Origin of the sequence: Comamonas odontotermitis (genome assembly GCF_040396735.1) — a bacterium.
Lineage (GTDB): Bacteria > Pseudomonadota > Gammaproteobacteria > Burkholderiales > Burkholderiaceae_C > Comamonas > Comamonas odontotermitis_C.
Genome location: NZ_JBEBNZ010000001.1, coordinates 428,722 through 447,592 on the forward strand (window position 1 = coordinate 428,722; position 18,871 = coordinate 447,592).

Genomic DNA, 18,871 nt, shown 5'->3' on the forward strand with positions numbered 1-18,871 from the left:
CTATTGTGCCTGATCCCCATGGCACGGCGATGGCACCACCCCACCTGCGCAGGCTGCGGGGTTAGGTGATGCCAATTGCTATCAATTTAGATGACCTGACGCGCGCCAGCCGGGCGGCGAAACCGCTTTTGCGCTAAACCGCAGCGGCAGCTTCGGTCTCCATGGGGCCGTCCAGCGCGTCGCCGCGCTGCGAGGCCGGGCGCTGCAGCAGGGGCTCGGCATAGGCCTTGAACTCAGGCAGGGACGGAAGACTGCCTTCCATCATGCCCCAGCCGATGTAGCTGGCAAGGCACAGGTCAGCAGCGGTGAAATGGTTGCCGCACACATAACGCCTGCCCTGGACGGCCAGCTGCAGGCTGCGCACCACATCGTCAAAACGGCCAAAGCCGGCCCGCAGCGCCTGCTCACTCGTCTGTTGGGCCAGCCAGCCTTCGGCCTTGGCGGTGATGGCGGCTTCCACCGGCCCCGCCACGAAAAACAGCCAACGGTAGTAGGTGCCGCGTGCCGGATCGCCGAGCGCTGGCGCCAGTTGCTTTTGTGGAAACAGATCGGCCAGGTAGGCCAGGATGGCCGCGGTCTCGGTGATCACCCTGTCGCCATGCTGCAGGGCGGGTACCTTGCCCATGGGGTTGAGCGCCAGGTACTCCGGCGCCTTCATCGTGGTGCCGAACTCCAGTGGCACAGGTTCATAGGTGGCGCCGCACTCCTCCAGCATCCAGCGCACGATGCGGGAACGCGATTGGGGGTGGTGGAAAAAGCGCAGTGGAGCGGGGGTGTGAGCGTTCACGGTGTGTCCTTCTCGTCATGGCGAAGCTGCCATGCAGGCACTGTAGAAAGAGGCGCTGACAGTTTTTGTCAGCAGTGAACAGGCTCTCGGAACGTAAGCCTCTTCTAGTCGAGCGTGTAGCCCGTTTCGGCCAGCCAGCGCTGGATCAGGTGCTGGCGCGCCTCCGGGTAACGCTCGCCCAGGTCTTGCAGGTGGTGCACGCGGTCGGCGCGGAAATGGCGAAACGCCTGGCGCAGTTCGCACCAGGCGGTGACGACCCGGCTGCGCTCAAAATAGGCCATGGCCACAGGCCAGACCAGGCGCTCGGTCAAGGTGCCATGCTGGTCCTGGTAGTGCAGCACTACCTTGTGCTCGGCGCGGATGGCGCGGCGCAGCGCGGCCTGCCAAGCCTCTGGCGCAGGAGTCTCATGCATATTGGGCACCAGCAAGCCGCTGGTGTCGACGGCAATGCGCAAGTCCAGCGGCAGCGCGGTGCGGATGCGGTCCATGGCGGCTTCGGCGGCGTGGGCGAGGTGCGGATCTGCCTGCAGGCTGGCCCAGCGTGCGCCCAGCAGCAAGGCCTCCAGCTCGTCGGCGTTGAACATCAAGGGCGGCAGCAGAAAGCCGGGTCGCATCTCGAATCCCACGCCAGGGTCGCCTTCGATGGCAGCGCCTTGTTCGCGCAGGCTGGCGATATCGCGGTAGAGCGTGCGCAGGCTGATGTCCAGCGTCTGGGCCAATGCCGGCCCGGTTTGTGGCTGGCGCGCACGACGCAGCAAATCGAGCAGTTGCAGTAATCGGGCAGAGCGGGACATGGCGCAAGCATAGCGCGCCTGCGCCGGGAGGCCGTGGAGAGCGGCGCAAAAAAGCCTGGCCAGCCCTTGTGGAGAAAGCGGTTTCCTTCCGGGCCATGCCTGCCATAAAAAAAGGCCGGCTCTTTTGGCCGACCATTCACTCGCAATGCCAACGGTTGTTTTATGCAGGCGCTTTCTGCCCTATCTCGAAGTTGGCCTGAATCTCCAGTGCGCGCACCAGACCCGAATGGTCCCAGCCCGCGCCGCCATGCGCCACGCAGCTGTTGAACAGCTCCTGCGCCTGCGCCGTGTTTGGAAGCGAAACACCCAATTGGCGTGCGCTGGAGAGCGCCAGGTTCAGATCCTTCTGGTGCAGCGCGATACGGAAACCCGGGGCGAAGGTGCGCTTGATCATGCGCTCGGCATGCACTTCCAGAATCTTGGACGAAGCGAAGCCTCCCAGCAGCGCTTCGCGCACGCGGGCGGGATCGGCGCCAGCGCGCGATGCGAAAAGCAGTGCCTCTGCCACGGCCTCGATGTTCAGGGCCACGATGATCTGATTGGCGACCTTGGCGGTCTGGCCGTCACCATTGCCGCCCACGAGCGTGATGTTCTTGCCCATCTTCTCAAAGAGCGGCTTGACGCGCTCGAAGGCGGCGTCCGGGCCACCGACCATGATGGACAGCGTGGCATTCTTGGCGCCGACTTCGCCACCGGAGACGGGCGCGTCCAGGTACTGAACGCCCAGAGCCTGTATGCGCTTGGCAAATTCCTTGGTGGCGACTGGCGAGATGGAGGACATGTCGACGACGATCTTGCCTGTGCTGCCCTTGAGGCCTGCAGCCAGGCCGTCTTCGGCGAACAGGACTTCTTCGACATCAGGCGTGTCAGGCACCATCACGAAGATGATGTCCGCCCGCTCGGCCACGCCGCGCACGGTGGTGCATTGGGTGGCGCTGCTTTCAGCGATGTTCGCAGGCATCTTGCCTCGGGTGTTGACGAACAGCTGGTGGCCGGCCGCGATCAGGTGGCTGCACATGGGTGCGCCCATGATGCCCAGGCCGATGAAACCGAGCTTGAGGGGCGTTGCATTCATGAAGAGATCTCCTTGGTTTTCTTGAATATGAAAATCAATTTCTATAGTGGATAGCGCTTATCAGGCGGCCACGGCAGCGCATTTCTGGCCTGCAACGGTCTCGATCCAGCGCAGCCCGGATTCGGTGTCTTTGGCGGGCTTGTATTCGCAGCCGACCCAGCCGGTGTAGCCGATGCGGTCCAGGTGCGAGAACAGGAAGGGGTAGTTGATCTCGCCCGAGCCCGGCTCGTTGCGGCCCGGGTTGTCGGCCAACTGCACGTGGCCGATGCGGGCCAGATGCTTTTGCAGGGTGGCTGCCAGCTCGCCTTCGGTGCGCTGGGCATGGTAGATGTCGTACTGGACAAAGGCGTTGGCGGCGCCCACTTCGTCCAGAATGTCCAGCGCCTGGTCCGTTCGGTTCAGGTAGAAGCCGGGAATGTCGAACGGGTTGATGGGTTCGACCAGCAGGCGCAGGTTGGCCATCTTGAGCGCGGCTGCAGCAAAGCGCAGGTTTTCGACGAAGGTGCGGCGCAGCGTTGCTGCGTCCACACCTGCCGGTACCTTGCCGGCCAGGCAGTTGAGCTGAGGCACGCCCAGTGCGTGGGCATAGGTCACGGCCTTGGCCACACCGGCGCGGAATTCATCCACGCGCATGGGGTCGCAGGCGATGCCGCGCTCACCCGCATCCCAGTCGCCCGCAGGCAGGTTGTGCAGCACGATCTGCAGGCCCGTGGCGTTGAGCCGCTCCTTGATCTCTTCGACCGTGTGGGCATAGGGAAACAGAAACTCGACGGCTTCAAAGCCTGCATTGGCGGCGCGCTCGAAACGCTCGAGGAAGGGTACCTCGGTAAACAGCATGCTGAGGTTGGCAGCAAAACGGGGCATGGCAAAACTCCAGTGAAAAAGAGGAACGTTCAATCCAGCAGCGCGAGTGCGCTGGGGGCATCGGCCTTGCCTGCGGCGAGGCCCTCGAACTCGACCACGTTGTCGATTTCGGTGCCCATGGCGATGTTGGTCACGCGCTCCAGAATGCATTCGATGACGACGGGGGTCTGGTGTTCGGCCATCCAGGCTTCGGCCTGTTGCATGGCGGGGGCAAAGTCTTCGGGGCGGTGCACGCGGATGGCCTTGCACCCCAGGCCTTCGACGACCTTGACGTGGTCTACGCCATAGCCGCGCGCGGCCTCATCCTCGCTCATGTTGATGTTGTCGAAGGCGAGCTGCACGCAGTAGTCGATGCTGAAGGCGCGCTGCGCCTGGCGGATCAAACCCAGGTAGCTGTTGTTGACCAGCACGTGGACATAGGGCAGCTTGAACTGCGCTCCCACGGCCAGCTCCTCGATCATGAACTGGAAGTCGTAGTCACCGGACAGGGCCACGATCTTGCGCTTGGGATCGGCCACACGCACACCCAGGGCGGCAGGCGTGGTCCAGCCCAGGGGGCCTGCCTGGCCGCAGTTGATCCAGTTGCGGGGCTTGTACACGTGCAGGAACTGGGCGCCTGCAATCTGTGACAGGCCGATGGTGGACACATAGGTGGTGTCGCGGTCCAGCGAGCGGTTCATGCACTGGTACACGCGCTGGGGCTTCATCGGCACATTGTCGAAGTTGGTCTTGCGCAGGTATTCGACGCTGTTCTTGCGGCCCTGGCACTCGGACACCCAGGCGCTGCGGTCCTTGAGCTTGCCTGCGGCTTTCCACTCGCGAGCCACGGCAACGAATTGCTCCAGCGCCGCCTTGGCGTCCGAGACGATGCCATAGTCAGGCGCGAACACACGGCCGATCTGGGTGGGTTCGATGTCGACGTGGATGAATTTGCGGCCCTTGGTGTAGACATCGACCGAACCGGTGTGGCGGTTGGCCCAGCGGTTGCCGATGCCGAACACGAAGTCCGATGCCAGCATGGTGGCGTTGCCATAGCGGTGGCTGGTCTGCAGACCGCACATGCCTGCCATCAACGGGTGGTCGTCGGGGATGGTGCCCCAGCCCATCAGTGTGGGGATCACGGGCACGTTCAGCGTTTCCGCCAGCTCCACGAGCAGATCGGCCGCGTCGGCATTGATGACACCGCCGCCGGAGACGATCAAGGGACGCTCGGATGCGTTGAGCATCTCGATGGCCTTCTCGGCTTGCTTGCGTGAGGCAGCAGGCTTGTAGGCAGGCAGTGGCTCGTAGGTGTCGATGTCGAATTCGATTTCTGCCAGTTGTACGTCGATGGGCAGATCGATCAGCACGGGGCCGGGGCGGCCGGAGCGCATCAGATGGAACGCTTGCTGGAAGGCGCGTGGCACCTGGGCGGGCTCCAGCACGGTGGTGGCCCACTTGGTGACGGACTTGGCAATGGAGGCGATATCTACAGCCTGAAAGTCTTCCTTGTGCAGGCGGGCACGTGGTGCCTGGCCGGTGATGCACAGGATCGGGATGGAATCGGCGCTGGCCGAATACAGGCCGGTGATCATGTCGGTACCGGCCGGGCCGCTGGTGCCGATGCACACACCGATGTTGCCTGCGACAGCACGGGTATAGCCTTCGGCCATGTGGCTCGCGCCCTCGACGTGGCGGGCCAGGATGTGGCCGATACCGCCGTGGTCCTTCATCGCTGCGTACAGCGGATTGATCGCAGCGCCGGGCACGCCGAACGCAACAGTCACACCTTCTTTTTCGAGCACGCGGACTGCGGCTTCGATCGCTTTCATTTTGGCCATGAGGTCTCCTTTACAACTGGGATTGACTGTATTGAAGACAAACGCTTGCCGGAAGGCGCATGCAGACCATAAAATTTATTCCACTCAAGAATAGATAAGAGTGTTCCGCTTGGAGCGCCGCGCCGCCAGCATCTGCGGTTCAGGCGCGACTGCGGCATTGCGCGCGGTCCGGGCAGAACACTTCAAGGAGACAAAATCATGGACAGACTCGATGCCATGCACATGTTTGTGCGCGTGGTGGAAACCGGCAGCTTCACCAAGGTGGCGCAGGAGTTCTCCACCACCCAACCCACCGTGACCAAGCAGGTTGCAGCCATGGAGGCGCGGTTGAAGGTGCGCCTGCTCAACCGCAACACGCGCGGTGTGAGCCTGACCGAGGCCGGTGCGCTTTACTACGAAAAGTGCAAGCTCATCGTGAACGATGTGGCCGAAGCCGAGAATGTGGTCAAGGTGCGGCAGACGCAGGTGCAAGGCCAGTTGCGTATTGGCAGCTCCGTCGCTTTCGGGCGGCGTGTGTTGATTCCGCTCGCGATGGAGTTCATGAAGCACAACCCCCAGGTGCAGGTGGATCTGAGCTTTGAGGACCGCTACACCGACCTGGTGGCCAATGGCATTGATGTGGCGCTGCGCCTGGGCAAGCTGGCCGATTCATCGCTGGGCGCGCGCATGCTGGGTGTGAACCCCTGGACGTTGGTGGCGTCGCCATCGTATCTGCGCAAGCACGGTACGCCACGCAGGCCATCCGATCTGAAAGAGCATTCTGCGCTGATCTACAGCAGTGTGCAGGGCAACGACATCTGGCGGCTGCGCAATGCCAGTGGTGAGCCGGTCTCGGTACCTGTGACGGGGCGCTTGCGCTCCAACAACCTATCGGCCCTGCTGGCGGCTGCGCGCTCGCACATGGGCATAGCGGCGTTGCCGCGTTATGTGGCGCATGAATCGCTGAAAGATGGCCGCGTGGTCGAGGTGCTCAAGACCTGCCGCCTGCCCGAGCAGGAGATCCACGCCGTCTACCCGTCGCCGCGTCTGGTGCCGCAGAAGGTGCAGTCGTTCATCGCGTTTCTGCAAGGCACCTTCGATGCTGCCTGGTGGGAGAATCTGCCCAATGGTGGCTAGCGGGAGGCGAGGGGTTGGGTGCCTCAAGCGCTTGTCAATCAAGCGCTTTTTGCTATGAAAATTAAAGCTATCAAAGCACCAGAATTGCGCGAAAATCGTTGACGTTGGTGTGTGTGGGGCCGGTCACCACGAGGTCATTGAGAGCCAGAAAATAGCCATAGGCATCGTTGCGGTCCAGATGGTCGCTGATGCGCAGACTTGTGGCTGCCGCGCGTTGCAGGGTGTCTGGAGCCACGCGGGCGCCAGCATTGTCTTCCACGCCGTCGATGCCGTCGGTATCGGCGGCCAGGGCCCAGACCTTTTCCTGGCCTTGTAGTGCTTGCGCCAGGCCCATGCAGAACTCCCCCGCGCGGCCGCCGCGCCCCTTCGCGGCGCCAGGCTGGCGCGGGCGGATGGTCACCGTCGTTTCGCCACCCGAGAGAATGACGCAGGGCCTGGCAAAGGGCATGCCATGGCGGGCTACGGCGCGCGCCATGGCGGCATGCACCTTGCCTACTTCGCGCGATTCGCCTTCGATCTCGTCCGACAGCACATGGGCGGCGATACCGGCCGAGCGTGCGGCTGCGGCTGCGGCGTCCAGCGATTGCTGGGGCGTGGCGATCAGGTGGACTTCATGGCCTGCAAAGCGTGGATCGCCGGGCTTGGGCGTTTCCAGTGTTCCATCTTCCAGCGCGGCGCGCACGGAGTCGGGCACGCTGATCTGGTAGCGGTCCAGGATGGCCAATGCATCTGCGCAGGTCGATGCATCGGGCACCGTGGGGCCGCTGGCGATGATCGAAGGATCGTCACCGGGCACGTCGCTGATGGTCAGCGTCACCACCTTGGCCGGGTGGCAGGCGGCGGCGAGGCGACCGCCCTTGATGCGCGAGAGGTGCTTGCGCACGCAGTTCATCTCGCTGATGGCGGCGCCGCTCTCGAGCAATACCTTGTTGATGCGCTGTTTTTCCTGCAGATCAATGCCTTCGGCGGGGAGTGTGAGCAGGGCCGATCCGCCGCCAGAGATGAGGCACAGCACCAGGTCATCCGCCGTCAAGCCATCCGTCAGCGCCAGTATGCGCTCGGCTGCGGCAAGGCCCGCCGCATCGGGTACGGGGTGCGCGGCTTCCACGACTTCCAGGCGCTGGGGCAGTCCCTGCGGGCGCGGCGGGATATGGTCGTAGCGCGTGACCACCAGGCCGGACAGCGGTGCATCCTTTGGCCACAGTGCTTCGAGCGCCTGGGCCATGGAGCCGCCCGCCTTGCCCGCGCCCAGCACCACCGTGCGGCCCTTCGGTGGCTTTGGCAGATGCTGCGCCATGCTGTGCAGGGGCTGCGCGCGCTGGACGGCGGTGCGGTACAGGTCCAGAAGAAACTGCTGGGGATCGCGGCGGGGATCGGCCAGCACGGGGTGCGGTGCGTTGTTCATGGTGTGGTGTCTCCACTGGCCATTATGAAAGCAGCCACCGGCCATGGGCGGAATATGCGTTATTCCCCCCAGGGCCTGCACACTTCGTGCCGTAAGAACGATTAGCCAAGCGGCGGTGTGCGGTTGCCCCAGTCGGTGTAGTACACACCGTCCGTGCCTTTTCGGATATAGGCGTAGGCCGGGCCAGCGTGCGTATCCCCGTGGGCATTGGCCTTGTCAGGAATGCGCCAGTAGTACACCGTGCCATCCGGTTCAGGGTAGTTGCCCATGTACTCCAGATCCTGGGCCTGGACGGCATGGGCGTCTTGCAGAGACTGGCCCAGTTCCATGCGCACGTAGCGCGGCAGTGCGCGCTCCTGTGCATCGCTCAGGCCCGTATGTCCCAGCCAGGGAGCGCTTTCCTGGATCTGCGCCTCGCTCTGCAGCTGTTCCTGCTTGGTGCGGTATTCGCGGCGGAACTCCGGCGTCTTCATGTGCGCAGCGAGCTGAGGGTCTTCGTTGGCAGCGGGGGATGCTGGCAAGGCCGTCGCCTGTGGCTGGGCAGGCGCGGATGCGGAGGGCGGGTCTTCAGGCGGCTGCTGAATGCAGCCAGCCAGCAGGGTGCTGAGCGCACAGGCACTCAGCACCCCGGTCAGGGCAATGCGAGGGTAGACGGACATGCCCCAAGCATAGCGCGGCTGTACACCCTTGCCGTGTGCTTTAAGTGAAAAGACGCAGTGGTGCAGGATTGATGCAGGCTGATAGCTATCAAAATAATAGTTTTTAACCCCAGGAGTGCACAGCCTGTGCGGCAATCTCCAGCGAGCGCAGGCGCAGTTCTCCGTCGTAGACGTCACTCACCAGCATCAGCTCATCGGCGCCGGTGGAATCGGCCAACTGCCGCATGCGCTGTTGGACGCGCTCGGGCCCGCCAATCGATGCAACGGCGAGAAAGCCTTCAATGGCTTGGCGCTCGGCCTCGTTCAGTTTGTCCATGAAGCCTTCCACCGGGCGCGGCAGCAGGCCGCGCTGGCCCGTCAGGATGCCGAGCACGCGCTGGTAGGTGCTGCTGGCCAGGTACTCCGCCTCGGCATCGGTAGGCGCGGCGATCACGGGCGCACCGACGATGACATAGGGCTTGGCGAGGACTGCAGAAGGTTTGAACAGATCGCGATACAACTGCACTGCCTGGTACAGCATGCGCGGCGCAAAATGCGATGCAAACGCATAAGGCAGGCCCAGATGCGCGGCCAATTGGGCTGAAAACAGGCTGGAGCCCAGCAGCCAGATCGGCACATGCGTGCCCGCGCCTGGTGTGGCAATCAGCTTTTGGCCCGGCTCTGCATCGGCCAGCAGGCGTTGCAGCTCCATCACATCGCGGGGAAAATCCTCTTCGCTCTCGACCCGGTCGCGGCGCAGTGCGCGCATGGTCATGCCATCGGTGCCGGGCGCGCGGCCCAGGCCCAGGTCGATGCGGCCCGGGTACAGTTCGGCCAGGGTGCCAAAGGCTTCGGCCACCACCAGCGGTGCATGGTTGGGCAGCATGATGCCGCCCGAGCCCACGCGGATATGCTGCGTGGCCCCGGCGATATGGCCAATCAGCACGGCGGTGGACGAGCTGGCGATGCCCGGCATGTTGTGGTGCTCTGCCAGCCAGTAGCGCGTAAAGCCGAGGGATTCGACATGCTGCGCGGTGCGCACCGCCAGTTGCAGCGCCTGGGCTACCGTGCCGCCTTCGCGCACGGCCACCAGATCCAACATCGAAAGGGCGGGTCGTTTGTGTGTCTCAGTCATGCAGACATTCTTGCCTAGGCAAATATCCTTTGCTGACTGTGGATATCGGTATGAGGTAAGGCTGCTTACACCCGCTCGAAAATCGCCGCAATGCCCTGACCGCCACCAATGCACATGGTCACCAAGGCGTAGCGGCCACCGGTGCGATGCAACTCATAGATCGCCTTGGTGGTGATGATGGCGCCGGTGGCGCCCACCGGGTGGCCGAGCGAAATGCCTGACCCATTAGGGTTGACCTTGGCAGGATCCAGCGCCAGTTCCTGAATCACCGCGCAGGCCTGCGCGGCAAAGGCTTCATTGGCTTCGATCACATCCATGTCGCCCACGGTGAGCCCGGTGCGCTGCATGAGCTTTTGTGTGGCTGGCACGGGGCCGATACCCATGTACGCAGGCTCCACACCTGCATGCGCCCAGCCTACCAGGCGCGCCAGCGGTTGGATGCCCAGCGCAGCCAACCGGTCGCCAGCCACCAGGGTGAGGGCAGCTGCGCCGTCGTTGATGCCCGAGGCATTGCCAGCGGTCACTGTGCCGCCATCCTTTTTGAAGGCCGGTTTCATGCCTGCCAGCACTTCGGCGGTGGTGCTGCCACGCACATGCTCGTCGGTGTCGAACACGGTGGTGCCCTTGCGGGTTTCCAGCAGTACGGGCGTGATCTGTTCCTTGAAATACCCTGCCGCAATGGCCGCAGCGGCGCGCTGCTGGCTTTGCGCGGCCAGCGCATCCTGCATGGTGCGGCTGATGCGGTAGCGCTCGGCCACGTTTTCGGCGGTGATACCCATGTGCATCTTCTGCCACGGATCGTGCAGGATGCCCAGCATATAGTCGATGCTCCTTGCATCGCCCATGCGCTGGCCCCAGCGCGCAGCCTGGTCGAAATAAGGGCCCCGGCTCATGCTTTCACTGCCGCCCGCCACAGCGATATCGCAGTCGCCATAGCCAATGGCCTGCGCTGCCGAAACAATCGCCTGCAGGCCCGAGCCGCACAGGCGGTTCACGTTCATCGCGGGCGTCTCGATCGGGCAGCCCGCATCGATGGCGGCCACGCGCGCGAGGTAGGCATCCTTGGTGTCGGTGGGGATCACATTGCCCATCACCACGTGGCCGACCGCATCGGCTGCAATGCCCGCGCGCTCGATGGCCGCCTTGACGACGATGGTGGCCAACTGGCTGTTGGGCACATCCTTGAGGCTGCCGCCAAAGGTGCCGATGGCGGTGCGGACGCAACTGGCGACGAATACATCACGATGGGACATGGGGAACTCCGAGGATATGCAAAAGGATGGGATGGCTCAGGCGCCAATGAACTGTGGCTGGCGTTTGGCAAAAAAGGCGTTGATGCCTTCGGGCAGGTCATGCGTTTGGGCGCAATGCAAGAATGCTTCGCCTTCGGCGCGCAGTTGCGTGGGCAGATCGCGCTCGAAGCCACTGCGCATCAGGCGCCGCATTTGCGCATAGGCTAGTGTGGGACCATTGGCCAGCCGCTCTGCCAGCGCGGTGGTGGCGGCCTGTAGCTCCGCAGCAGGCACCACGCGGTTGATAAGGCCCAGGCGCAGGGCTTCATCGGCGTCGAGGTTCTCGCCCAGCATCGCAATTTCCAGCGCGCGGCGCAGACCCACGAGGCGCGGCAAGGTCCACGATGCGCCAATGTCGCAGCTGGCGCCGATGTTGATGTAGGCCAGGTTCATGCGTGTTCCCTGCGCGGCCAACACAAAATCGCACAGCATCATCAGTGACAGGCCAGCGCCTGCCACCGCGCCATGTACCTGCGCGATGATGGGGGCGCGCAGCTGGTGCATCAGGGTGGCCGCCTCGATCAAGGGCTCCAGCAAATCCTTGGCGCCTTGCGTGGGGTTGGCCTGCAGAGTGGCCAGGTCGCCGCCTGCGATGAACGCCTTGCCCGCACCTTGCAGCACCAGGGCGCGCAGTCCCTGGTCGGCTGACAGCGAGCGCATTGCGGCGGCAAATTCCTGTGCCAGCTCCACATTCAGTGCGTTGAACGCTTCGGGCCGATTGAACTGCAGGGTGACAATGCCTGCCTGGCGCTGTATGAGCAAGGTCGCGGTGGATGTCATGTTTTGCTCCTGAATCGATAGCTTGATGCGCATGCAAGGTTTGCGCTGCCGCCATTCGCGAGATTACTGGTACAGCGCCTCGATCTCTTGTGCATAGGTCTTGTAGATGCTGGTGCGGCGCACCTTCATGGTGGCGGTCACTTCGCCGTCGTCGTGGTCCAACTCCTTCTGCAAGAGGTGGAACTTGCGGATCTGCGAGACCTGGGCGAGGCGGTGGTTGCCATCGCTGATTTCCGCATCGATCAGTGCGCGCACCTGCGGAGTATCGACCAGCGAGCGGAAGTGGGTGAATGGCAGGCGGCGGGCCTCGGCCCATTTGCCGACGGTTTCATAGTCGATCTGCACCAGCGCTGCAACAAACTTGCGGCCTTCGGCCACGATGATGCATTCCTTGATGTAGGGGCTGCCCTTCATTGTGTTCTCAATCTCGGATGGCGTCAGGTTCTTGCCGCCAGCAGTGATCATGATGTCCTTGAGACGGTCGACGATCTTGAGTTGGCCTTGCACCTCGCGCACCACATCGCCCGTGTGCAGCCAGCCGTTCTGGATGGATTGGGCCGTAGCCTCGGGGTTCTTGTAATAACCGGCAAATACCATCTCGCCCTTGATCTGCAGCTCTCCCTGGCTGGGGTCATCTGCTGGGCCCGCCTGACCAAGACGGTATTCCACGCCTTGCGTGACTGGCCCCACGGTGCCTACCACGACATCGTCCAGCCGGTGGCCGGTGATCATGCCGGTGGATTCGGTGAGGCCATAGACTTCGACCAGCGGCACACCCAGCACGCGAAAGTAACGCACTACGTCGGGTGGAATGGGGGCGGCGCCGGTGAGCGCCACCTTGGCCTCGCGCAGGCCGATGAAGTTCTGCAGCGCGCGAAAGACCAGCCAGTAGCTGGCGGCAAAGCGCAGCCGCTCGCCAATGGTCCAGCGGCTGCGCGGCTTTTCGGCCAGCGGCGCGCATGCCGCATAGGCCCTGGCGTACAGCGCTCTGCGCAGGCGGCCAGTCTCCATCGTCTTGATGGTGATGGCGGCATGGAGTTTTTCCCAGATGCGCGGCACGCCCAGGAACATGCTGGGCGCGACCTCGCGCAGGTCTTCCTGCACGGTGCGGATGGATTCGCCGAAATTGACCTGCGAGCCCAGATAGATGGGGCAGAACGTGGTGAGCATCTGCTCTGCCACATGGCACAGCGGCAGGTAGGACAGGTGCGTCGTGCGCATATCGAGTTGCAGGCGCTCGATGATGCCAGGCGCCACGCCACGCATGTTGCGCCACGAGATCATCGCGCCCTTGGGCTTGCCGGTGGAACCCGAGGTGTAGATCATCAGCCCGATGTCATCGAGCGTCTGTCGGGCCAGCGCTTCGTCGATGGTGTGGTACTGGCGGTTGGCAGCACCGAGCTTCTCCACCTCGTCGAATGTGGTGATCATCGCGCGTACCTCGGGGGCAAAGCTGCGCAGGCCCTTGGTTTCCATCACGATGATTTTTTTCAGCAGCGGCAGGTCGGGCAGTGCTTCCAGCACCTTGTCCGTTTGCTCCTGGTCTTCGCAGACCATGATCTCGATATCGGCGTGGCCAATCACATAGGCCACTTCGGACGTGGGGCTGGTGGGGTAGACACCCACGGTGATGGCCCCGATCAGCCCCGCACCCATCTGGGCCAGCACCCATTCGATGCGGTTCTCCGCAATGACGCCGACATGGCCGCGCTCCGTCATTCCCAGGGCGGCCAGACCCAGGCCGAAGTGGCAGGCGCGCTCGTAGTATTGCGCCCAATTGATGGGCTTCCAGATACCAAAATCCTTTTGCCGGATGGCGATGCGCTGCGCATCGGTGCGGGCGCGTTGGCGCAGCATCTGGGGCAGGGTGAGTTCAGGAAGATTCATAGCGCCCATCCAGTACGCCGTACCCGACGTATCCCTAAAAACTGGCACGGTCCAGGTGCGCGGCACCGAGGAAGGGCTGCCTCGCACCGAGGGTGTCGTCCCCCTGCCCACATCGTTTTGCGAAGCGGGAATGGGGGGAAGGCGCGCAGCGCCTCAGGAGGTTGTTCTTTCAAGACAGCCACCTTTTCCTGCGCTTGTAGTGCTTGATGTCCTTGAAGTTCTTTGCCTCGCCGCCGCCGCCCATGCCCAGATAGAACTCGCGCACATCCGGGTCGCTGGCGAGGCGCTCGGCCGTGCCGTCGATCACGATCTTGCCGTTTTCCATGATGTAGCCGCTGTGCGCTACTGCCAGCGCCACAGTGGCGTTCTGCTCCACCAGCAGCATGGAGGTGCCGCGTTCGGCGTTGATGCGGGCGATGATGCCGAAGATGTCTTCGGTCAGTTTGGGAGAGAGGCCAAGCGAGGGCTCGTCCAGCAGAATCAGCTCGGGCTGTGCGATCAGCGCGCGGCCAATGGCCAGCATCTGCTGCTCGCCGCCCGACAGGTAGCCGGCCAGGCCCTTGCGCCGCTCGTGCAGGCGCGGAAAGTAGGTGTAGACCAGGTCAAAGTCCGGCTTTGCGGCTTGCTGGCGGCCAGAAAGCGCATAGGTGGACGCCACCAGGTTTTCTTCCACCGACAGGTCTTCAAACACGCGGCGGCCTTCCATCACATGGCTCAACCCCTGGCGCACCAACTGCTGGGGCGCAATACCGGCGGTGCTGGCGCCGTTAAAGCGCACGGTGCCTGATTCAAGCGCGCCATTCTCCAGCGCCAGCAGACCCGATACGGCCTTGAGCGTGGTGCTTTTGCCGGCGCCGTTGCTGCCCAGCAGTGCCACGATCTGCCCACGCGGCACCGCCAGCGACAGGCCGCGCAGGGCCTGTACCACCTTGTTGTAGATGACCTCGATGTTGTTCACTTCGAGGACATGGTCCGAGCCGGTTTCGGTCATGGTCATTGGCAGAGCGTCACTGTGCATGCTCGATCAGGGGGGAGTTCACAACTTGATCCAATCAGAGGCAGCCACCATTTTTTGGGCCTTCATATCGGCCTGGTAGACGCGGCCAACCGGAATCGAGTTGCCGCTGATGGTGATGGGCACGCCGATCAGACCGCCGGTGTCGAATTCCTTGAGGCTGTTGAGCGCAGCCTTCAGGTTGGGGCCCGACAGCGGCTTGCCGGCATCGAGGCAGCGCTTGGCAGATTCGAGAAACAGCATGGCCGCCAGAAACCCCTGGACGTAGGCGGTACTCTGGTATTCGGGCCGCATGGCGCGAATCTTCTCCAGCATTGGGGCTTTCTCGGTGTCGTAGTAGTAGCGGAAAGGCATGACGCCCATGAAGCCGTCGGCGGCTTCGCCCATCTTCATGACGGTGGAGCTGTCCATCGTCCAGAAGGTACCCATCCACTTGCTCTTCATGCCTTGCTGCTTGCCCTGGTTGATGAATTCCGGGATGGGCGCAAGGATGTAGCCGTGGAAGATGGTGTAGTCGGGCGCGGCACGGCGCAGCTTGATGACTTCGGTGGAAACATCCACGCTGCCTGCGGGTGTCATGATCTTGATCGGCACCGACAGGCCGAGCTTTTTGGCCGCGGCTTCGCTCGCTTCGATCGGGTCACGGCCAAATTCCGAATCCGAGTAGACGAAGGCGACCTTGGCCCCTGGCTTTTCCTTGGCGATGTGCTTGAGCAGAATGCCGAACATCTCGGTGTAATCCGGCCCGACGAGGAACTGGTTGGGATATTTCTTGGGGTCGTTCAGCTCGGATGCGAACGAGGCGCCTGCCATCAGAATCTGGCCATTGCGATCCAACTCGGGGTTGATGGTCTTGGCAAAGCCGGTGCTGTCGCCGTAATACAGATTGATCTTGTTCTGGCTCGTGAGTTTCTTGAAGGTGGCGACCGAGACATCGACCTTGTAGCCGGTGTCCTCAGGCACGTACCTGACCTTGCGGCCCTTGATGCCGCCTGCGTCGTTGATGATTTTCACGTAATCCTGCATGCCGGCATTGATGCCTACCCCGGCAAAGGCGAACACGCCGGTCATTGGAATCGAGCCGCCGATGACGATCTCATCGGCGCCTTGGGCCAGCACCGACAGGGGCTGCGTCAGTGTCGCCACGCCCGCCGCAGCGGCTCCCAGCATCAGATTGCGGCGCTTGAGCGAAATGTGTGGTTGCTCCATGCTTGTCTCCTGTGATTCTGTTGAGAGGAAATCGGTGGCCCACACCATTCAATTGCGGAAAGGCCACAGGTGGAAGAAGCGCCGCACACGGCGCCACATTTCTGCGAGCCCCAGCGGCTCGAACACCAGAAAGGCGATGATCAGCCCGCCGAAGATGATCAAGCGCACGGGCGAGAGGAAAACGGTCAGCTCCGATCCGCCGGGCAGCAGATCGACGATGAGCTTGAGCAGCTCGGGCACCATGGTCATGAACACTGCGCCCAGGATGCCGCCCAGGATGGAGCCCATGCCGCCCACGATGATGGCTGCGAGAAAGAAGATGGACATGGTGAGCGGAAAACTCTCGGGCGTGACCACCCGAAAGAAGTACGCCCACAGGCCGCCTGCGATCCCCGCATAGAACGACGACAGGCCAAACGACAGCAGCTTGTAGCGCAGAAGCGGAATGCCCAGCACCTCCGCCGAGATGTCCCGGTCACGGATGGCGATAAAGGCGCGGCCGATGCGGGTACGGAACAGGTTGGCTGCGCCCAGCAGCATCAGCACCGTCACCGGCACGATCAGCCAGTACAGGCGGAACGATGTGTCCAGATCGATACCCAGCATGCGCGCGGGCGGCATGGAGATGCCTGCCGTGCCACCGGTGATCTTGAGGTTGGCGAACAGAAAATGGGCGATGAAGGAGGCGGCAATCGTGGCAATGGCCAGATACAGCCCCTTGACGCGCAGCGATGGAATACCAACGATGACGCCGCCCACCATGGCTACCAAGCCACCAGCCAGCAGATTGAATGCGAACGGCGTACCCCAGCGGGTTTGCAGAATGGCGACCGTGTAGGCGCCCAGCCCCATGAAGGCGGCCTGGCCCAGGCTGACCAGGCCGGTGTAGCCTGTCAGGATGTTGAGACCGGTGGCGCTTGCCACATGGATGGCCACAAGGCATGCCAGATAGAGCCAGTAATCGCTGGCCATGAAGGGAAACAGCACGAGCAGAGCGGCGGCAATGGCCAGCCAGAGCTTTTGCGTGCGCGAGTCGAACAGCGCGGCGTCTGCGGTGTAGCTTTCTTTGAGGGTTCCGATGCGCATGGTGTTGTGCCCTTAAAGACGTTCGATCTCGTGCGTGCCAAACAGGCCATAGGGCCGAATCATCAGAATGATGACCAGCACGACAAAGGTGGCCAGCAGTTTGTACTCGCCGCCCAGGTAGGCACCCGCCAGCGCCTCCACCAGCCCGATGATCAGGCCACCGATCAGGGCGCCCAGCACGCTGTCAAGACCGCCCACGATCACCACCACCAGTACAGACAGGCCAAACACGCCCATGCTTGACGAGATGCCGCCAATGGAGCCGACGATGATGCCGGAGATGGCGGCCAGCATGGCCGACACCACCCAGGCCAGCGAAAAGACGCGTGGCACATTGATGCCGACCGAATAGGCGGCAGCCTGGTCACTGGCCGTTGCCCGCAGCGCAACGCCGCCGCGCCAGAATCGGAACACCAACAATACGCACGCGATGAGGACTGCTGCAATCACCGCCCCCCAGAACACCTTGGGTGCCAGAAAGGCTTCGCCCACCATGATGGGCTGGTTGGGCATGAACTCGGGCAGGCGGCGCTGGTCGGCAGTCCAGATCATTTCAACCAGGCCAATCAAGACCGACGACAGACCCACGGTGACCATGAAGACGGAGATGGGCGGCTCGCCCAGCAGCGGGCGGATCATGGTGCGCTCAATCACCGCGCCGAGCAGGCCACAGGCCAGCACGGCCGCCGGGATGGCCAGCCACAGTGGCAGTGCCCACATGGCGGCAAAGGTGAAGAACAGGTAGCCGCCTGCCATCAGCATTTCGCCAATGGCGATATTGACCACGCGTGTGGCCTTGTAGACCATGACGAAGGCGAGCGCCGCCAGCGCATAGAGGCCGCCGCTGGCCAGGCCCGTCAGGCTGATCTCGAACAGGTAGGCCCAATCCATCATACCGCTCCTGCAGTTGCGGTGGCTGGGCTCGCAGCGGCCTGGAGCTTGCGGCGCAGTTCGCCCACATCGCCCGACCCGAGGTATGCGCGACCTACTTCGGGGTCCGCCTGCACCACGGTGGGCGTGCCCTGGGCAATCACCTGCCCGAAGTTCAACACCACCACATGGTCGGACAGGTCCATCACCATGCCCATGTCGTGCTCCACCATCAGCACCGTGACACCCCATTCAGCGCGCACGTCCAGAATGAAACGCGCCATGTCTTCGGTTTCTTCGCGGTTCATGCCGGCCACGGGCTCGTCCAGCATCAGAATCTGCGGCTGCATGGCCAGGGCTCGCGCCATTTCCACGCGCTTTTGCAGGCCGTACGAGAGGGCCGCAACCGGCGCGTGGCGGATGTGATCGATTTCGAGGAAATCGATGATGCGCTCTTCAATATCGCGGCGCAGTTCGGCTTCTTCCCGGCGGGCGCGGCCCAGGTAGAAGAGGGCGTCGAATACATTGGTCTTGAGGTGGGCGTGGCGGCCCAGTTTGATGTTGTCGAGCACCGTCATGCCGCGAAACAGCGCAATGTTCTGGAAGCTGCGGCCCAGGCCCAGCTTTGCCCTGCGGGGCGCGGAAATGCGTGTGATGTCCTGGCCCTGGAAGTGGATCCTGCCGCCGGTGGGGCGGTAGAAGCCGGAGATGGTATTGAACAGCGAGGTCTTGCCTGCGCCATTGGGACCGATGACGGCGGTGATCGAGCCTGGTTGCACGCCAAAGCCCACGCCTGACAGCGCCTTGACGCCGCCAAACGCCAGCGTGACTCCATCTACCTGCAACAAAGGGGCCGTTGCGTTGGCACTGCCTGGCTGTCTTGTCTCCATCGGCTTCCTCTACGGGTATGTTCGATGCGGTGATGATCTACTTTTGCGTAGACTCTTTACTCGTGAGTAGATTTTGAAGATGATGATCCCGTATGGCATCGGTACTTTCCCGCTCCGATGAGGAATGATGATGGCGTCAACAGTTGCTAAATCAACAGATAAACAGCGCAAAGTGGCATCTCGATCGGGCAGGACCACGGGTCGGTCG

17 protein-coding genes are annotated in these 18,871 nt (G+C 63.0%); 1 reads left to right on the top strand and 16 read right to left on the bottom strand.

Annotation, left to right across the window (positions count from 1 at the left end):
- Positions 1–133: 133 nt before the first annotated feature.
- The 5 genes from ACH2DG_RS01840 to gcl all read right to left on the bottom strand — a co-directional run bounded on the left by ACH2DG_RS01840 (position 134) and on the right by gcl (position 5,340).
- Complete coding sequence (locus tag ACH2DG_RS01840; protein ID WP_395024011.1) at positions 134–787, bottom strand: glutathione S-transferase family protein; 654 nt, start codon at positions 785–787, stop codon at positions 134–136.
- A gap of 104 nt (positions 788–891) precedes the next feature.
- Positions 892–1,581 carry a helix-turn-helix transcriptional regulator gene (locus tag ACH2DG_RS01845; RefSeq protein WP_395024012.1) on the bottom strand — a complete coding sequence of 230 codons (690 nt, stop codon included), beginning with the start codon at positions 1,579–1,581 and terminating at the stop codon, positions 892–894.
- Between the two features lie 160 nt (positions 1,582–1,741).
- Positions 1,742–2,656, bottom strand: coding sequence for a 2-hydroxy-3-oxopropionate reductase (gene glxR / locus ACH2DG_RS01850; protein WP_395024013.1), 915 nt, complete (start codon positions 2,654–2,656; stop codon positions 1,742–1,744).
- A 60-nt stretch (positions 2,657–2,716) separates the two neighbouring features.
- A complete protein-coding gene (gene hyi / locus ACH2DG_RS01855; protein WP_395024014.1) occupies positions 2,717–3,520 on the bottom strand; it encodes a hydroxypyruvate isomerase in 804 nt (267 codons plus the stop codon).
- Positions 3,521–3,549: 29 nt separating this feature from the next.
- Positions 3,550–5,340, bottom strand: coding sequence for a glyoxylate carboligase (gene gcl, locus ACH2DG_RS01860; RefSeq protein WP_395024015.1), 1,791 nt, complete (start codon positions 5,338–5,340; stop codon positions 3,550–3,552).
- A 198-nt stretch (positions 5,341–5,538) separates the two neighbouring features.
- Between gcl and ACH2DG_RS01865 the strand changes: the two genes are divergently transcribed.
- On the top strand, positions 5,539–6,456 hold the full coding sequence (locus ACH2DG_RS01865; protein WP_395024016.1) for a LysR family transcriptional regulator: 918 nt from the start codon (positions 5,539–5,541) through the stop codon (positions 6,454–6,456).
- Positions 6,457–6,526: 70 nt separating this feature from the next.
- Here the strand turns inward: ACH2DG_RS01865 and ACH2DG_RS01870 are convergent, their stop codons facing one another.
- From ACH2DG_RS01870 to ACH2DG_RS01920, 11 genes are all read right to left on the bottom strand, one after another.
- A complete protein-coding gene (locus ACH2DG_RS01870; protein ID WP_395024017.1) occupies positions 6,527–7,861 on the bottom strand; it encodes a glycerate kinase in 1,335 nt (444 codons plus the stop codon).
- A gap of 101 nt (positions 7,862–7,962) precedes the next feature.
- On the bottom strand, positions 7,963–8,520 hold the full coding sequence (locus ACH2DG_RS01875; protein ID WP_395024018.1) for a hypothetical protein: 558 nt from the start codon (positions 8,518–8,520) through the stop codon (positions 7,963–7,965).
- Positions 8,521–8,623: 103 nt separating this feature from the next.
- Entirely contained in the window at positions 8,624–9,634 is a 1,011-nt protein-coding gene (locus ACH2DG_RS01880; RefSeq protein ID WP_395024019.1) for an LLM class flavin-dependent oxidoreductase, read from the bottom strand.
- 65 nt (positions 9,635–9,699) lie between these two features.
- Entirely contained in the window at positions 9,700–10,887 is a 1,188-nt protein-coding gene (locus tag ACH2DG_RS01885) for an acetyl-CoA C-acyltransferase family protein (protein ID WP_395024020.1), read from the bottom strand.
- A gap of 36 nt (positions 10,888–10,923) precedes the next feature.
- Entirely contained in the window at positions 10,924–11,706 is a 783-nt protein-coding gene (locus tag ACH2DG_RS01890) for an enoyl-CoA hydratase/isomerase family protein (protein WP_395024021.1), read from the bottom strand.
- A gap of 63 nt (positions 11,707–11,769) precedes the next feature.
- On the bottom strand, positions 11,770–13,593 hold the full coding sequence (locus ACH2DG_RS01895) for an AMP-dependent synthetase/ligase (RefSeq protein ID WP_395024022.1): 1,824 nt from the start codon (positions 13,591–13,593) through the stop codon (positions 11,770–11,772).
- A gap of 169 nt (positions 13,594–13,762) precedes the next feature.
- A complete protein-coding gene (locus tag ACH2DG_RS01900) occupies positions 13,763–14,584 on the bottom strand; it encodes an ABC transporter ATP-binding protein (RefSeq protein ID WP_395024023.1) in 822 nt (273 codons plus the stop codon).
- A 45-nt stretch (positions 14,585–14,629) separates the two neighbouring features.
- A complete protein-coding gene (locus tag ACH2DG_RS01905; protein WP_395024024.1) occupies positions 14,630–15,817 on the bottom strand; it encodes an ABC transporter substrate-binding protein in 1,188 nt (395 codons plus the stop codon).
- A gap of 48 nt (positions 15,818–15,865) precedes the next feature.
- A complete protein-coding gene (locus ACH2DG_RS01910; protein WP_395024025.1) occupies positions 15,866–16,903 on the bottom strand; it encodes a branched-chain amino acid ABC transporter permease in 1,038 nt (345 codons plus the stop codon).
- Positions 16,904–16,915: 12 nt separating this feature from the next.
- A complete protein-coding gene (locus tag ACH2DG_RS01915; protein WP_395024026.1) occupies positions 16,916–17,797 on the bottom strand; it encodes a branched-chain amino acid ABC transporter permease in 882 nt (293 codons plus the stop codon).
- Complete coding sequence (locus ACH2DG_RS01920) at positions 17,794–18,663, bottom strand: ABC transporter ATP-binding protein (protein WP_395024027.1); 870 nt, start codon at positions 18,661–18,663, stop codon at positions 17,794–17,796. The genes ACH2DG_RS01915 and ACH2DG_RS01920 overlap by 4 nt, the downstream gene beginning before the upstream one ends.
- Positions 18,664–18,871 lie beyond the last annotated feature (208 nt).

Excerpts from the sequence above, each read along its gene's own strand:
- ACH2DG_RS01845 (WP_395024012.1), bottom strand. The coding sequence starts at position 1,581 with ATGTCCCGCTCTGCCCGATTACTGCAACTGCTCGATTTGCTGCGTCGT.
- glxR (WP_395024013.1), bottom strand. The coding sequence starts at position 2,656 with ATGAATGCAACGCCCCTCAAGCTCGGTTTCATCGGCCTGGGCATCATG.
- hyi (WP_395024014.1), bottom strand. The coding sequence starts at position 3,520 with ATGCCCCGTTTTGCTGCCAACCTCAGCATGCTGTTTACCGAGGTACCC.
- gcl (WP_395024015.1), bottom strand. The coding sequence starts at position 5,340 with ATGGCCAAAATGAAAGCGATCGAAGCCGCAGTCCGCGTGCTCGAAAAA.
- ACH2DG_RS01865 (WP_395024016.1), top strand. The coding sequence starts at position 5,539 with ATGGACAGACTCGATGCCATGCACATGTTTGTGCGCGTGGTGGAAACC.
- ACH2DG_RS01870 (WP_395024017.1), bottom strand. The coding sequence starts at position 7,861 with ATGAACAACGCACCGCACCCCGTGCTGGCCGATCCCCGCCGCGATCCC.
- ACH2DG_RS01875 (WP_395024018.1), bottom strand. The coding sequence starts at position 8,520 with ATGTCCGTCTACCCTCGCATTGCCCTGACCGGGGTGCTGAGTGCCTGT.
- ACH2DG_RS01880 (WP_395024019.1), bottom strand. The coding sequence starts at position 9,634 with ATGACTGAGACACACAAACGACCCGCCCTTTCGATGTTGGATCTGGTG.
- ACH2DG_RS01885 (WP_395024020.1), bottom strand. The coding sequence starts at position 10,887 with ATGTCCCATCGTGATGTATTCGTCGCCAGTTGCGTCCGCACCGCCATC.
- ACH2DG_RS01890 (WP_395024021.1), bottom strand. The coding sequence starts at position 11,706 with ATGACATCCACCGCGACCTTGCTCATACAGCGCCAGGCAGGCATTGTC.
- ACH2DG_RS01895 (WP_395024022.1), bottom strand. The coding sequence starts at position 13,593 with ATGAATCTTCCTGAACTCACCCTGCCCCAGATGCTGCGCCAACGCGCC.
- ACH2DG_RS01900 (WP_395024023.1), bottom strand. The coding sequence starts at position 14,584 with ATGACCGAAACCGGCTCGGACCATGTCCTCGAAGTGAACAACATCGAG.
- ACH2DG_RS01905 (WP_395024024.1), bottom strand. The coding sequence starts at position 15,817 with ATGGAGCAACCACACATTTCGCTCAAGCGCCGCAATCTGATGCTGGGA.
- ACH2DG_RS01910 (WP_395024025.1), bottom strand. The coding sequence starts at position 16,903 with ATGCGCATCGGAACCCTCAAAGAAAGCTACACCGCAGACGCCGCGCTG.
- ACH2DG_RS01915 (WP_395024026.1), bottom strand. The coding sequence starts at position 17,797 with ATGATGGATTGGGCCTACCTGTTCGAGATCAGCCTGACGGGCCTGGCC.
- ACH2DG_RS01920 (WP_395024027.1), bottom strand. The coding sequence starts at position 18,663 with ATGGAGACAAGACAGCCAGGCAGTGCCAACGCAACGGCCCCTTTGTTG.